General features: G+C 37.1%; 16 protein-coding genes. 15 read left to right on the top strand and 1 reads right to left on the bottom strand.

What is annotated here, in order from left to right; translation table 11 throughout:
• Positions 1–74: 74 nt before the first annotated feature.
• Positions 75–950 (bottom strand): YitT family protein, encoded by an 876-nt coding sequence (locus SPK86_RS15125; RefSeq protein WP_284141306.1) that lies wholly within the window; start codon positions 948–950, stop codon positions 75–77.
• Positions 951–1,138: 188 nt separating this feature from the next.
• On the opposite strand from SPK86_RS15125, the gene SPK86_RS15120 reads away from it, so the two are divergent.
• The 15 genes from SPK86_RS15120 (at position 1,139) to nth (ending at position 15,835) form a co-directional block, all read left to right on the top strand.
• Positions 1,139–1,444 carry a nucleotide pyrophosphohydrolase gene (locus tag SPK86_RS15120; protein ID WP_284141307.1) on the top strand — a complete coding sequence of 102 codons (306 nt, stop codon included), beginning with the start codon at positions 1,139–1,141 and terminating at the stop codon, positions 1,442–1,444.
• Between the two features lie 28 nt (positions 1,445–1,472).
• Positions 1,473–2,279, top strand: a complete 807-nt coding sequence (gene dapB, locus SPK86_RS15115; RefSeq protein WP_284141308.1) for a 4-hydroxy-tetrahydrodipicolinate reductase — start codon at positions 1,473–1,475, stop codon at positions 2,277–2,279.
• Positions 2,280–2,318: 39 nt separating this feature from the next.
• Positions 2,319–2,735: a methylglyoxal synthase gene (gene mgsA / locus SPK86_RS15110; RefSeq protein ID WP_284141309.1), complete on the top strand. Its 417-nt coding sequence runs from the start codon at positions 2,319–2,321 to the stop codon at positions 2,733–2,735.
• Positions 2,732–3,853, top strand: coding sequence for an N-acetyl-alpha-D-glucosaminyl L-malate synthase BshA (gene bshA / locus SPK86_RS15105; protein WP_284141324.1), 1,122 nt, complete (start codon positions 2,732–2,734; stop codon positions 3,851–3,853). Before mgsA ends, bshA begins: the two co-directional genes overlap by 4 nt.
• A gap of 15 nt (positions 3,854–3,868) precedes the next feature.
• Complete coding sequence (locus tag SPK86_RS15100) at positions 3,869–5,071, top strand: CCA tRNA nucleotidyltransferase (RefSeq protein WP_330949762.1); 1,203 nt, start codon at positions 3,869–3,871, stop codon at positions 5,069–5,071.
• Positions 5,047–6,036 carry a biotin--[acetyl-CoA-carboxylase] ligase gene (locus SPK86_RS15095; RefSeq protein ID WP_330949761.1) on the top strand — a complete coding sequence of 330 codons (990 nt, stop codon included), beginning with the start codon at positions 5,047–5,049 and terminating at the stop codon, positions 6,034–6,036. Before SPK86_RS15100 ends, SPK86_RS15095 begins: the two co-directional genes overlap by 25 nt.
• Positions 6,036–6,866, top strand: coding sequence for a 3-methyl-2-oxobutanoate hydroxymethyltransferase (gene panB / locus SPK86_RS15090; RefSeq protein ID WP_284141312.1), 831 nt, complete (start codon positions 6,036–6,038; stop codon positions 6,864–6,866). Before SPK86_RS15095 ends, panB begins: the two co-directional genes overlap by 1 nt.
• A gap of 12 nt (positions 6,867–6,878) precedes the next feature.
• The gene (panC, locus tag SPK86_RS15085) at positions 6,879–7,757 is read left to right on the top strand and encodes a pantoate--beta-alanine ligase (RefSeq protein ID WP_284141313.1); all 879 of its coding nucleotides are present in this window, start codon (positions 6,879–6,881) and stop codon (positions 7,755–7,757) included.
• 1 nt (position 7,758) lies between these two features.
• Complete coding sequence (panD, locus tag SPK86_RS15080; RefSeq protein WP_284141314.1) at positions 7,759–8,154, top strand: aspartate 1-decarboxylase; 396 nt, start codon at positions 7,759–7,761, stop codon at positions 8,152–8,154.
• A 72-nt stretch (positions 8,155–8,226) separates the two neighbouring features.
• Positions 8,227–11,031 carry an ATP-dependent DNA helicase DinG gene (gene dinG, locus SPK86_RS15075; protein WP_330949760.1) on the top strand — a complete coding sequence of 935 codons (2,805 nt, stop codon included), beginning with the start codon at positions 8,227–8,229 and terminating at the stop codon, positions 11,029–11,031.
• A gap of 275 nt (positions 11,032–11,306) precedes the next feature.
• Positions 11,307–11,837: a cell wall elongation regulator TseB-like domain-containing protein gene (locus SPK86_RS15070; RefSeq protein WP_330949759.1), complete on the top strand. Its 531-nt coding sequence runs from the start codon at positions 11,307–11,309 to the stop codon at positions 11,835–11,837.
• A gap of 31 nt (positions 11,838–11,868) precedes the next feature.
• Positions 11,869–13,053, top strand: a complete 1,185-nt coding sequence (locus tag SPK86_RS15065; RefSeq protein WP_330949758.1) for a pyridoxal phosphate-dependent aminotransferase — start codon at positions 11,869–11,871, stop codon at positions 13,051–13,053.
• 18 nt (positions 13,054–13,071) lie between these two features.
• Positions 13,072–14,364, top strand: coding sequence for an asparagine--tRNA ligase (asnS, locus tag SPK86_RS15060; protein ID WP_330949757.1), 1,293 nt, complete (start codon positions 13,072–13,074; stop codon positions 14,362–14,364).
• A gap of 129 nt (positions 14,365–14,493) precedes the next feature.
• A complete protein-coding gene (locus SPK86_RS15055; protein WP_284141319.1) occupies positions 14,494–15,180 on the top strand; it encodes a DnaD domain-containing protein in 687 nt (228 codons plus the stop codon).
• Between the two features lie 4 nt (positions 15,181–15,184).
• Positions 15,185–15,835 (top strand): endonuclease III, encoded by a 651-nt coding sequence (nth, locus tag SPK86_RS15050; protein ID WP_284141320.1) that lies wholly within the window; start codon positions 15,185–15,187, stop codon positions 15,833–15,835.
• Positions 15,836–15,903 lie beyond the last annotated feature (68 nt).

Here is a 15,903-nt window from a genome sequence, read left to right as displayed (position 1 = left end):
AAACCAGCCAATTATCTGCTTAATAATTTAGTCTAACTTTATGGGTTCAGTACAGCGATCATCCCTTTTTTATGTTAATCCTCATGAATGGGGTTTTTATTTTCATCTAATGTAAAGCCTTCACCAACAACATCATGAACAGCACTTACAGCAACAAAAGCATGTGGATCTATTGTATTAATAATTGCTTTTAGTCGAACAATTTCGTTTCTACCAACAACACAATATAGTACATCTCTGTTTTCACCTGTAAAGCTACCACGTCCACTAAGAACAGTAACTCCACGATCCATCTCAGTCATAATTTTTTGCGCTATTTCGTTACTTTTGCCAGATATAATGGTAGCACCGCGTGCAGAATAGGCACCTTCTTGAATAAAATCGATTACTCTTGCCCCAATGTAAACCGCAAGAAGGGTATACATCCCTTCCACTAATTCAAGAATGGTAAAGACGGATGTTGCGATTACGAAAAAGTCGAATAAAAACATCGTTCTTCCCATACTCCAGCCTACATATTTATGTACGAGTCTTGCGATAATGTCGACACCGCCTGTAGTACCTCCATAACGGAAAATGATTCCGAGTCCAACCCCAATAAATACACCGGCGAACAGCGCTACTAACGTCATGTCATTTTCAAGGTGAATAAGAAACATATGCTTTTGGAAAACACTTAAAAACACGGACACAGAAAGTGTTCCAATAATGGTATAGTAAAATGTATTGCGTCCTAGAAATCGCCAGCCAACAAAAAACACCGGCACATTTAAGATAATATTTGTAATAGCTGGATCCCAATTAAAAGCAAAATAAAGCAATAACGTTATCCCAGTAAACCCACCTTCACCGAGATTATGCTGCATATTAAAATGAACAAGGCCAAATGAAAAAATTGCTGATCCGAGTAGAATAAAAAAGATATTTTTAAGCTTTAATCCAAGAATCAAGGTGATCCCCCTAACATGTCCAAATTACGCTATTCATGCTGCGCTTGTTCCATTATAATAAAATCATCTCTGACAAACAATTTATGTGAATATATAATTTGTCAAAATTGCATGGATTAAGTAACATAAAAGATAATTACTAAGAAAAAGGGGTGCTTCTCATCAATACTCCACTATATGATACAAAAATGATTCAACAGCGTGTTGACAATTATATCTCACAATTTAAAGAAGGTTATTTTTCACCTTTGGCACTTATGGCTCGTCTAACAGAAGAAATAGGAGAGCTTGCACGTGAAGTAAATCATCATCATGGCGAAAAGCCTAAGAAATCTTCTGAAAAAGCGAAAACAATGGATGAAGAGTTAGGTGATGTTCTTTTCGTTCTTACATGCTTTGCGAATTCATTAGATATTGATCTTTCCGAAGCGTTTGAGCGTTCTATTCAAAAAATTGAAACACGAGATAAACATCGTTGGACACGGAAGGATTAGTCATCATCAGGAACGAGGAGGAATTAACATGACAATAAAAGTAATAATAGCTGGACCAAGAGGAAGAATGGGTAAGGAAGCCGTTAACATGGTTGCAAATTCCGATGATTTTCAATTAGTTGCGTGCATTGATACGAAAAATGATGGTAAAAAACTGCATGAAGTGTTACCTTATCCTGAACTTGATGTACCAATCTTTATTAATCCAGAGGAATGCTTCCACACAGTTGCAGCGGACGTATTTGTAGATCTAACTGTTCCGGAGAGTGGCTACTTTCATACGAGGCTTGCATTGATGTTTAATTTGCGACCTGTTATCGGAACAACTGGCTTTACAGCAGAACAACTAGATGAATTACAAAAGCTTTCCAAGGAAAAAGATTTAGGTGGCGTCATTGCTCCTAATTTCGCCCTTGGCGCTGTGCTTATGATGCAATTTTCTCGTCAAGCAGCAAAATATTTTCCGGATGTTGAAATTATCGAAATGCATCATGATCAAAAGTTAGATGCTCCTTCAGGTACAGCAGAAAAAACAGTAGCACTAATCCAAGAAACAAGAACAAGCAAAAAGCAAGGACATCCAAATGAAAAGGAAACAATTGCTGGCGCTAGAGGAGCAGAGAAGGATGGTATTCGCATTCACAGTGTAAGACTTCCTGGTCTTGTTGCTCATCAAGAAGTGATATTTGGCGGTCCAGGTCAAACGCTAACTTTAAGACACGATTCGTTAAATCGAGATTCATTCATGTCAGGTATTCATTTTGCTATAAAGCAGGTCATGGAAATGAAAGCACTTGTATATGGATTAGAGAATTTAATGGAATTGAACGTTTAACAAGAAAATTTATTAAAATTACCCTATTGGAGGTACATCATGAATATTGCCTTAATCGCACATGATAAAAAAAAGCAAGATATCATTCGTTTTAGTATCGCATATCAACATGTATTAAAAGAGCATCAATTATTTGCAACAGGCACAACTGGCAAGATGATTCATGAAGCAACAGGTCTACCGGTACATCGTTTTTTATCCGGTCCAATGGGAGGAGACCAACAAATTGGTGCCATGATTGCAAATAATGACATGGATGTTGTTATCTTTTTCCGAGACCCATTAACAGCACAGCCCCATGAACCAGATGTTAGCGCCTTAATGCGGTTGTGTGATGTGCATCTGATTCCATTGGTTACGAACCTTGCAGCCGCTGAAATTGCGATTCATGGTCTACAACGAGGGGACTTAGCGTGGCGAGAGATTGTAAAAGAACAGAGGGAAAAAAATCAATGAAAATAGGTATTACTTGCTATCCAACCGTGGGAGGGTCAGGTGTTATTGCAACCGAACTCGGAATGCTGCTAGCAGAAAAAGGAAATGAAATTCACTTTATCACTTCAAGTCTTCCGTTCCGTCTTAATCGTGTACATCCAGCCATTTATTATCATGAAGTGGAGTTAAATCATTATCCGGTTTTTCAATATCCACCATATGATTTATCACTTGCTTCTAAAATGGCTGAAGTAATTGATCGTGAAAAATTAGATATTCTACACGTTCATTATGCAATGCCACACGCTATATGTGCGATATTAGCGAAACAAATCGCTACCCATGATGTGAAAATTGTCACTACTTTACACGGAACAGACATTACGGTTCTCGGAATTGACCCGACGTTTAAGAAAATGATCAAATATGGAATTGAGGAATCAGATGCGGTAACTGCAGTGTCGAATCATCTTGTTTCTACGACCGCAACTATGCTAGAGACCGACAAACCTATTTCTGTTATCTATAATTTCGTTAACGAACAAGAGTACTATAAAAAAGACACATCGCAAATCAAACGAGAATTCGGAATTCAGCAGGATGAAAAAGTAATCATTCATATTTCTAACTTTCGTAAAGTAAAACGACTTGAAGATGTCATTCAAACCTTTGCACTTGTACGTAAAAAGCAAAAAGCAAAGCTACTGCTCGTTGGAGATGGACCAGAGTGTTCAACTATATTCCAGCTTGTCCAAGAATTAGGTGTGGAAGAAGACGTACGCTTTCTTGGAAAGCAAAAAAATATAAGTGAACTGTTATCCATTTCAGATGTTAAACTTTTATTATCTGAAAAAGAAAGCTTTGGACTCGTATTACTTGAAGCTATGGCATGTGAAGTGCCTTGTATTGGAACGAATATTGGTGGAATTCCAGAAGTTATCACGCATAATGAAACAGGGTTCGTCGTTGAGTTAGGGGCGATACAACAAGCTGCCGCTTATACCGTTCAGCTATTGGATAACGAACCACTTCACGAAAAGTTTGCGAAAGCAGCACTAGAGCGAGCAAGAGAACTGTTCCATTCAGATCGAATAGTAGACCAATATATCCAGCTTTATGAAGATACATTGAAGAAATAAGTAAGGAATTGATACATGATGCTTATAGAACCATTTATACAAGCACTTCCTATTATTCAAACGATAGAAAAAAACGGCCACCAAGCATTCTTTGTTGGTGGATGTGTTCGTGACTATTTATTAAAACGTGCAATAGGGGATATTGATATCGCTACATCGGCTACTCCTGATCAGGTAAATGCAATGTTTGATCAAGTTATCCCAGTCGGTATAAAGCATGGCACAGTCATTGTACGCCACGAAAAACAATCTTATGAAGTGACAACCTTTCGTGCAGAGGGGAGCTATTCAGATAAGCGACATCCAGATACGGTCGTTTATTTAGATAATATTGAGAAGGATTTGGAACGTCGAGATTTTACGATTAATGCAATGGCAATGGATACTCATGGGGAAATTATCGATTTATTTCATGGGCAAGTAGATTTAGCTAAAGGAATAATTCGTACAGTTGGAAATGGCTACGACCGTTTTATGGAGGATTCACTTCGAATTATTCGTGCGCTTCGCTTCACAAGTCAGCTAGGCTTTACAATAGAAAAAAATACATTAGAAGCAATGATAGCAGTCCAACATCAGATTGATTTTTTAGCGATTGAACGAATTACGAATGAGCTCATAAAGCTATTTTCAGGAGAATACGTTGATTTAGGGATTGCCTTTCTAAAAAAAACGAATATTGATCAACATCTCCCAATTATAAAGGATAATCCTCGTTTTTTTGAAAGGCTTCCTGTTCCTTTTCCACCCGTAAAAAACGCTGAGGAATTGTTTTGTTTATTTACATACATGAATAAAGATATTTCAATTCAGGACTGGGTAAAAGCTTGGAAGTGCTCTAATAAAACAAAAAACAATGCGATGGCTTTGTTAGATGCACTACAGCACCTTAAAAAAAATGAGTTAGACAGGTGGCTCGTATATAAATTAAATAGACCGTTGTTTCCTAGCTTTATTCGATTAGCTAATACATTACTTGATCAAGATATCGCACTCGAACATATGCATGCTTTATACGAGCAACTGCCCATTTATTCAGTGAGCGATTTAGAAATAAATGGGAATAACCTCATCCAGCTGTTTCCAGATGTAAACCAGGGACCTTGGTTAAGAGAGATGATTAATAAAATAGAATACGCTGTTGTTGTTGGACAGGTTGTAAATAATAAATCAGAAATAAAGGAGTGGATAAAATGGAATCCACCCGGAATAAGCTAATCGATATCCTAGCGAAGAATGACAATCAATTTATTTCCGGTCAGATGCTTTCAGATAGATTGAACATTTCCCGTAGCGCAATTTGGAAGCATATGAAAGAACTTGAAAAAGACGGTTACATAATAGAAGCCCGGCCTAAATTAGGCTATCGAATTAGCGGATTTCCCAACAAAATCAGTGAAAACACGTTACAATGGGGCTTAAAAACAAAGTGGCTTGGGCAGACAATTATTCACAAAAAATCGACCACCTCTACACAACATCTGGCACATCAGGCTGCACTTGAAGGAGCAAAACACGGAACCGTATTTATAGCGGATGAACAAACGATGGGTAAAGGAAGAATGGACAGGAAATGGCATTCTAAAATGCATAAAGGAATATGGTTAAGTATGCTATTACGACCGACAATTCCTCCTCATCTTGCACCACAGCTTACCTTATTAACTGGTACGGTACTTGCAGAAGTCCTGGAGAAAGCTGGTGATGTTGTACCATTCATTAAATGGCCAAACGATATTATCCTTGATGATAAAAAAACCGCCGGAATACTAACAGAAATGCAAGCAGAGCATGACCGCATACAGTATGTTGTGATTGGTATTGGCATTAATGTAAATCACGAAGAAAACGATTTTCATGAAGAAGTGAAATCAAAGGCAACTTCTTTAAAAATTGCTTCTAAGCATAATTGGGATCTAAATCAATTGATCCAAGATATTTTACTAGCATTTGAAAGTGCTTATGAACGCTTTATCGAGAATGACTTTTCCACCATTCGAACAAAGTGGATCGCTTATGGCTATAAGATGAATCAATACGTAGATATTAAAGCTGGAAATAGGAATTGGGAAGCTAAATTAATTGGCATCGATTCGAATGGGGCACTTTTAATTGAAAACAAAGATGGTACATCCGAAAAGCTATATTCTGCTGAAATTAATTGGTTTAAGGAGTGTAAATAATGATAACGACGACTGATTTACGAAGGATGAAAGAAGAGCAGGAGAAAATCACAATGCTCACAGCGTACGATTATCCATCAGGAAAGCTTGCAGAATCAGCTGGTATCGATATGATTCTTGTTGGAGATTCTTTAGGAATGGTCGTACTAGGATACGATTCCACCGTTCAAGTAACAGTAGACGATATGATTCACCATGCAAAAGCAGTTAAACGAGGGGCTAAAAATACATTTACAGTCGTTGACATGCCCTTTATGTCATATCATATTTCACTAGCCGATGCTTTGCAAAATGCACAACGGATATTTCAAGAAACGGAAGCACAAGCAGTAAAGGTGGAAGGTGCAACTGAAAGAACGATAACATTAACAAAACAACTAACAGAGGCCGGAATACCAGTTGTGGCACATTTAGGCTTAACTCCTCAAACGGTAAACGTACTTGGTGGCTATAAGGTACAAGGAAAAGACCTTCATGCTGGTGAAAAGCTGCTCCAAGATGCAAAAGAACTTGCAAACAATGGGGCAATTGCGCTTGTTCTGGAATGTATACCAACAGAGTTAGCTACAATCGTTTCAGATGCCATCCCAATCCCGACCATTGGGATTGGAGCTGGAATTGATTGTGATGGGCAAGTGCTTGTATATCACGATATTCTAACTTACGGTGTATCACGTTTACCGAAATTTGTTAAATCATATGCTGATTTTAATAATTTAGGTACAGAAGCGATTAAGGAATACATCAAAGAAGTTAAATCATCTACATTCCCAACGGATGAACATTCATTTTTCATTAAAGATAAGAAATATCTTCCTGCTCAGGAATAAAGGTGGTAGCGAATGGAAATTATCCGAACTGTTGACAAAATGCGTTTGAAAATTAATGCACTTCAAGCTGCCAAGAATACGATCGGCTTCGTGCCGACGATGGGCTATTTTCATGAAGGGCATCTACGACTAATGGAAGAAGCCAAAAAAGAGAATACAATAACGATTGCAAGTATCTTCGTAAATCCACTGCAATTTGGACCAAATGAGGATTTTGATAACTATCCAAGAAATGAAAAGCGAGATATACAATTAGCTGAAAAAGTGAATGTAGATTTTCTGTTTATTCCAACCGTAAATGAAATGTATCCACAAAATATGAAAATAAACGTTTCCATTCTTGATCGAACGGATGTGCTTTGCGGAAGATCGAGACCCGGCCATTTTAATGGAGTTATTACAGTTTTAACGAAGCTATTTCATATTATTCAACCAGATAATGTTTACTTTGGACTGAAGGATGCACAGCAAGTAGCAGTCGTCGATGCTTTAATACAGGATCTGAATTTTCCGATTCATTTACATGGAGTCCCTACCGTTCGAGAGCAGGATGGCCTAGCAAAAAGCAGCCGAAACGTAAATTTAACCCTTGCTGAGCGTAAAAATGCACCCATTCTAGCCAAGGCTTTACAGGATGGACGTCGATTAGTAGTTGACGGAGAAACAGATACTGATATCATTATAAATGAGGTAACTAAAAGTTTGCATGCATGTATAGGAAAGATAGACTATATCGAACTACTATCTTTTCCTGAACTAAGGCCTGTTGAGACAATTAATCAACACGTTATTTTAGCGGTGGCTGTGCAATATAACCATGCACGATTAATTGATAACATAATATTTGATCAAAATGGAACGATAATTGATTATTACCATAAGGAGAAATGACATGTTTCGTACGATGATGAAGGCAAAAATTCATTGCGCTACGGTTACGGAGGCCAATCTTCATTATGTCGGTAGCGTAACTATTGATGAATCAATATTAGAGCAAGTAGATATACTCCCTCACGAAAAGGTCCAAATCGTAAATAATAATAATGGAGAACGATTTGAAACGTATGTCATACCTGGAAAAAGAGGTTCGGGTACCATTTGTCTAAACGGGGCAGCAGCACGGCTTGTTCAAAAAGGAGATATTGTCATTATTATCGCTTATGCAATGATTGCAAATGATGAGCTAGCATCCTTTAGACCAAAAGTAGCACTAATGAATTCCAAAAACGAGGTGGACCAGTTGATCAACCAAGAGCCTCCTTTAACGGAACCTGATCGTATCATTTAGTGGTGAAAACTCTTATCTAAGGATAGGGGTTTTCTTTATTGATCATACGAATAGAGAAAGGGCGGTGATATAATGACAAAATATGTAGTATTTGATTTAGAAACAACCGGACATAGTCCAAATAACGGAGATAAAATTATCGAAATCGGCATCGTAGTTATTGAGGATTTTAAAATAGTAGCAGATTACACAACATTATTAAATCCCGGCAAACCAATTCCACCGTTTATTACAAACCTTACTGGGATTGACGATAAGGCAGTGGAATCTGCGCCTTGTTTTACAGATGTGGCTTCAAAAATAACATCGATGTTTAAAGACAGCTTCATTATTGCACATAATGTTCCGTTTGATCTTGGCTTTCTAAATGAAGCACTACCTGAAGCTGGTTACACTATGCTTGAAAATTTGGTGATTGATACTGTTGAGTTAGCAAGAATCTTGATTCCGCAAGCTCCGAGCTTTAAATTAGGGCAACTGGCACAATACTTGAACATTACGCATGATGATCCGCACCGTGCCTTGTCAGACGCTTATGTAACTGCTAAATTATTTTTGGCTTTAAAAGAAAAGCTGTTTTCATTACCTTTTGAAACGGTTCAACAGCTAATGAAGATAGAAACGAAGCTGCAATCCAATTTAGAGCATCTTTTAACACAGCATTTAGAATTGCTTCGGTTTTCATCGTCAACTAATGAAGAGATCGTATCATTCCATGGTCTAGCATTTAAAAAACAAACAGATTTAAGGAACCAAGATATAAAGTTAGACATGGCATTTGGAGAATATCTTGATACCATTTACGCCCCTAAAGGTGGACTTGAAAAGTCAATTAACAACTTTGAATTCAGACCTGGTCAACAGCGAATGTCTGAATGTATCTTTGATTCATTTCAATCAAAACAGCATGCCTTAATTGAGGCAGAGACAGGAACAGGGAAATCATTTGCATACTTAATTCCCGCTATTTATCATGCAGTTCGAACTAAAAAACGTGTTGTTGTTAGTACACATACGACCCAGCTTCAATCTCAATTGCTCAATGAAGAAATTCCTGTACTAAAACGTCTCCTTAATTTTCCATTTCAAGTAGCGTTAATGAAAGGGAAACAGCACTATATTAGCCTTGAAAAAGTGGAAAGAGAGCTTTCTAAATATGATGCTGACAATTACGATATTGCATTAACAAAAGCAATGCTTCTTGTTTGGCTTACCGAGACGAATACTGGAGATTTAGATGAAATAAACTTTCCTGCTGGAGGTTATAGTTTTATAAGAAAGGTGTCGACTGAATCGGAGGATTATACAAATCCACATTCTCCTTGGTTTACCTATTCGTACTATCACCGTGCTCGGAAGTTAGCAGAACATGCAGATATTGTTATCTTAAATCATGCATTACTTTGTACGGATGTTTTTAATGATTATCAGCATATACCTTCCTATGATTATGCAATTATTGATGAAGGACATCATTTAGAAGCTGTAGCATCACAGCATTGTGGCTTAAAGCTCGATTATGTTCATTTATTATATACACTTAACCAAATCGGTTCAGGTGGTGACGGGAACTGGCTAGCAACTGTTCGAAATACGTATCCGGCTTTACAATCTGCGTTTACCATTGAAGCTTGCGGAAACTTGTTTAATGATCTCAAGCAAGAAGTAGATGATCTTTTCCGTGGTATATATCATTATGTGCATAAGAAGCGATATAATCGACAAAATGTAAGTGATATAGGCAGGATACAATATCGAATTAATCATGAAGATTTTGAAGATCGCTTTTGGAATACGATTCAAGATATGGCGGCTCGTCTTCGATATTTACTTCAAAAACAATGTGCTGTTCTTACCTTGATTGAAAAGGAGACAGAAGTTGATATCCATGTACGTGATGAAGCAAAGAAACTAAAGGATATACTGCAACAATTTCACGAAAGTATCCATCATATGTTAATAACACGAAATATCGAAAATGATGTGAGATGGATTGAAGCAGAAGGAGGCGGCCCTAAAAATGCGGTTTATTTATATAGTGAGCCAACTAACTTGTCAGCCTTACTTGAAGATTCTTTTTTCCTGAAAAAGAAAAGTATCATTTTAACTAGTGCAACGTTGTCTATAAAAGGTTCTTTTTCATTTATTCGCTCACAATTAGGAATGCCAAAAGAGCGAACGGTAGAAGAGCGAATAGCGTCTCCGTTTGACTATAAAGAACAAGTAAGGCTATTCATACCAAATGATTTCCCTGACATTAAACAAGGTGACTTAGATGACTTTGTATATTCGACTTGTGAAGCGATTGTATCAATGGCTGAAATAACTAAGGGAAGAATGCTTGTATTGTTTACGTCCTACGAAATGCTTAAGCAAACGTATTTTATTTTAAAAGAAACAATGAATACAGAGGAATATTATTTGATTGCACAAGGGCTCTCAAGCGGCAGTAGAGAAAGGTTAAAAAAGAATTTTCAAACGTTCGACAAAGCAATTTTATTAGGAACGAGCTCTTTTTGGGAAGGTGTCGATATTCCTGGCGAGGATTTATCATGTGTCATGATTGTAAGGCTTCCATTTCAACCGCCAAATCACCCGGTGTATGAAGCAAAAGCAAATGCATTAAAAGAAGCAGGTAAAAATGCATTTATGGAATTAGCGCTACCAAATGCAGTTATTCGCTTTAAACAAGGATTTGGACGGTTAATTCGTTCGAAAAGTGATCGAGGCATCGTATTTGTATGTGATGCACGTATTAAAAAAGCACGATATGGAAAGTATTTCTTAGAATCAATTCCAGATGTCCAAGTGAGCTATGGAAATACTTCAAAAATAATGGATGAAGCAAGTATTTGGTTTAATAAAAAATCCGACTGATGCCTTTGTCATCAGTCGGAATAGAGAGGGTTAGGTGATTTTTTTGTTGAAATAAATAAAAATAGAACAAAAAACACGCAAGGCTTGGTATACTAAGGAGTGTAATTTATTTTATTTATCTTCAACACTTACTCTATAGTGTAAGCTATTCGTTCTGAACTATGAGTAACAAAAATTGATAAACAAAGCAGTTTTTTTTACTGGAGGGATCAAATTGCAATGGAACGAACGTACATAATTGCAAACGAAATACGACTATTTAGGACAGAAAAGGCATGATGTTTTATCATAACAAACCTCGATTTTCATCTTGGGTGAAATGGCTAGCATGGATAACTATAATCATTGCGGTTGCAATATTTTGTTTCCTAATTTATTTATACAATGTAATCCAACATGAAAAAACACAAGAATTCGATCAAACGAAAAAAATCGTATTTGCTGAAACAGCTCTTACTGAAATAAATGAAATTACACGATTTCATGGTGATCAGTATTATCATGCTGTAGTTGGAAAAACAGATCAAAAAGATGTTAAAATAGTATTTGTCTTAAAAAAGGAGAACAGTAATGAAATATCTGTATTCGATATGGATGAAATGATTTCCAAAGATAAAGTAAATGATATGTTTATTCAAACTTGTAGCAATTGTAAATTGCTAAAAACTACACCTGCAATTATGAATAATAAACCTTTTTGGGAGCTTACTTATACAGATGGCGACAGGAGACACGTCATTGAGTATGTTTCTATGCACGACGGATCAAAATACGAACAATTTCGTTTTAAGCATTTATTTCAATGAACGTGAAACAGTTTGAAGGGAGTTCAATAATATGGATTTGGCAAATAGAGTTAAAAGCTTAACACCATCATCAACACTTGCCATTTCAGCAAAGGCAAAGGAATTAAAGCAGGAGGGCTACGATGTAATTGGCTTAGGAGTAGGTGAGCCGGATTTTAATACGCCACCATTCATTCTAGATGCCGCGGCAAAGGCAATGAATGAAGGGAAAACGAAATATACGCCTTCAGGAGGAATACCTGATCTTAAAGCAGCGATTATAAATAAGTTCAAAGTGGATAATGCACTTGAATATAAACAAGAAAATATTATTGTAACGACTGGAGCAAAGCATGCTTTGTTCACGCTTTTTCAAGTCCTTCTAAATGAAGAAGATGAAGTAATCGTTCCAGCGCCATATTGGGTAAGCTATCCTGAACAAGTTAAATTAGCAGGCGGAATCCCTGTAGTAGTAGAGGCAGAAGAAGAAAATGATTTTAAAATCACTCCAGAGCAACTAGAAGCTGCCATTACCTCGAGAACAAAGGCGGTAATTATTAATTCTCCAAGTAACCCGACTGGCATGATGTATCATGCAGCGGAATTGGAGAAGCTTGGAGAAATTTGCTTAAAGCATCAAATTATGATCGTATCTGATGAGATTTATGAGAAGCTTATTTACACAAATGATGAGCATGTGTCTATTGCCTCGCTCTCACCAGCATTAAAGGAGCAAACAATCATCATTAATGGGGTATCTAAATCTCACGCAATGACAGGCTGGAGAATAGGTTATGCAGCTGGACCACAGCATATTATTAAAGCAATGACGAATCATGCTTCCCATGCAACCTCAAATCCTACATCTATTGCACAATATGCAGCATTAGCAGCGTATAACCATACAGAAGAAGATCCGACCATTGAAATGCGCCGTATTTTTTCAGAGCGATTAGAATTGTTATACCAATTGTTAATTGATATTCCTGGAATTACATGTACGAAGCCTAATGGTGCTTTTTACCTCTTTCCGAATGTAGTGGAAGCGGCAAAAATGAATGGCTTTGCGCATGTAGATGATTGGGTAACTGCTCTATTAGAAGAAGAAAAGGTTGCCATCGTACCTGGTTCGGGCTTTGGAGCGCCTAATAATGTACGTTTATCTTATGCTACTTCAAGCGAACTTTTAGTAGAAGCAGCTAAACGGATGAAACGATTTGTAAATAACCATAAATAATGTTGGAGGAGAATTATTTTGAAAACAACGATAGCAAATGTAGCAAAAAGTGAAGGAAAAATAGTTACGATTGGAGCATGGCTCGCTAATAAACGATCAAGCGGAAAAATTGCTTTTTTACAGCTACGAGATGGCACTGGATTTATGCAGGCAGTTGTTGCTAAGAATGATGTTAGTGAAGAAACCTTTCAATTAGCAAAAAACATGACGCAAGAATCATCAATGTACATAACTGGAACAATTGTAGAGGACAAGCGTTCTCCGATAGGATATGAAATGCATGTAACGGAGATTGAATTAATTCAAGAGGCAGTTGATTATCCAATTACTCCAAAAGAGCATGGAACAGAGTTTTTAATGGATCATCGTCACCTATGGCTTCGCTCAAAAAGACAGCATGCAATTATGAAGATACGGAACGAAATTATACGAGCTACGTATCAATATTTTCATGATAATGGTTATGTGAAAGTAGATCCTCCTATACTAACTGGAGCATCAGCTGAAGGAACCACAGAGCTTTTTCATACGAAGTATTTTGATGAAGAAGCATACTTATCTCAAAGCGGACAGCTCTATTTAGAAGCGGCAGCTATGGCATTAGGAAAAGTGTTCTCTTTTGGACCAACTTTCCGTGCCGAAAAATCAAAAACGCGTCGACATCTAATTGAATTCTGGATGATTGAACCGGAAATGGCGTTTGTCGATCATGAAGAAAGCTTACAAATTCAAGAAGAATATGTTAGCTTTGTTGTGCAATCCGTCTTAAAGAACTGTAAAATTGAGCTAAATACGCTTGAAAGAGACACATCAAAGCTCGAATCAATTCAAGCGCCATTTCCTAGAATATCGTATGATGACGCGATTGAGCTATTAAAGGAAAAAGGCTTTACAGATATTGAATGGGGCGAGGACTTTGGTGCACCGCATGAAACAGCAATAGCGGAAAGCTTTGATAAGCCTGTTTTCATTACAAACTATCCTGCCGAAATTAAAGCATTTTACATGAAGCCTGTACCTGGAAGAGAAGAAGTTGTGTTATGCGCGGATCTTATTGCACCAGAAGGTTACGGAGAAATTATCGGTGGCTCGCAGCGTATTGATGATTTAGAGCTGATGCAAAAACAGTATGAAGCACATGAACTAACTGGGGATGCATATGCGTGGTATTTAGAATTAAGAAAATATGGTAGTGTACCACACTCTGGATTTGGACTGGGATTAGAAAGAACAGTTGCATGGATTGCAGGAATTGACCATGTAAGAGAAACAATTCCATTTCCTCGTTTATTGAATAGACTTTATCCATAATGATTGAATACAGCACTCCCTTCGTCGCTATTCCGAATTAGGGAGTGTTGTTTCCTTATAAGCAGAACCATTGTAAGAAAGTCGACTATATTATATGTCTTGCTATAACTATTCATGAGGTGCTAAACGATGATTAAATCTGTTACAATGCAACAAATATTACTCAATCAGCTTCCGATTCCCGCCAATTTATTAACATCCTATACAAAAATTGGATTAGACGAAAAGGAAGTGATGATTATTTTACAAATACATCGCTTTTCATTTGAAGGTAATTTCTTTCCAACACCAGGAGATTTAGCCTCGTGTTTAACAATAGATGAAGGAGATTGCTCGAAAATCTTGCGTAAACTCATCCAGAAAAATTATTTATCCATTGAACAAGTAGAGAATGACCAGGCGCAACTTACAGAAATTTATTCGCTTAATCCATTATGGGAGCAATTATATACGAAAACAAAAGCTGAAACCGAAGAAGTACATCAGGATGGAACAATTTTTGTTTTATTTGAGCAAGAATTTGGAAGACCATTATCTCCATTTGAAATAGAAATGATCAATGCATGGCTAGATGAAGATAAAATCGAACCAGCACTGATTAAGGCAGCACTACGCGAGTCTGTATTGATGGGCAAATTAAACTTTAAGTATATGGATCGCATCTTAAGAGAATGGCAAAGAAAAGGAATTAAAACGGTTGATGAGGCAAGGGCAGCAAGTAAATCATTCCATACCAATAAAAAGCAAGCTATACAGCCTGAACCGAAAAAAAGAGATACATCCTTTTATTATAACTGGCTAGAGGGAGAAGAGTAAGGACATGCTAACTAAAAGTGAAATAAGGTTTTGCTTAGATGAAATGAAGCAAATGTTTCCTGAGGCAGATTGTGAGCTAGTACACGAAAACCCATTTGAGCTCCTTATTGCTGTAGTATTATCTGCTCAATGTACAGATGTACTTGTCAATAAAGTAACACGTGAATTGTTTAAAAAATATAAAACGCCAGAGGATTACATCGCTGTTCCATTAGAAGAACTGCAAAACGACATTCGTTCAATTGGATTATATCGGAATAAGGCAAAAAATATTCAAAAGCTATCTAACTCCATTATTCATGAATATGGGGGAGAGGTTCCCAAAACAAAGGATGCATTAATGAAGCTTGCTGGTGTTGGGAGAAAAACAGCAAATGTCGTCGCCTCTGTCGCATTTCATGAACCAGCCATTGCTGTTGACACACATGTAGAAAGAGTATCAAAGCGGTTAGGAATTTGCAGATGGAAAGATTCTGTATTAGAAGTTGAGCAAACTTTAATGCGTAAAGTACCAAAAGAGGAATGGAGTGCGACACACCATCGGATGATTTTCTTTGGACGCTACCATTGTAAAGCGAAAAATCCAAGCTGTGATGTATGTCCACTATTACAAATATGTCGAGAAGGTAAAAAACGAATGAAGGACAACAAATAAAAAAAGTGGCTACTGATGTGAACCCCTAGAGTTAGACCAAAAAATCTAACTCTAGGGGGGTTTTAGTA

It is taken from the genome of Virgibacillus sp. MG-45, assembly GCF_036409425.1.
In the GTDB taxonomy this organism is placed as follows: Bacteria; Bacillota; Bacilli; order Bacillales; family Amphibacillaceae; genus LDC-1.
The sequence above is the reverse complement of the archived record's forward strand: the minus strand, read 5'-3'. Positions and strand labels throughout refer to the sequence as shown.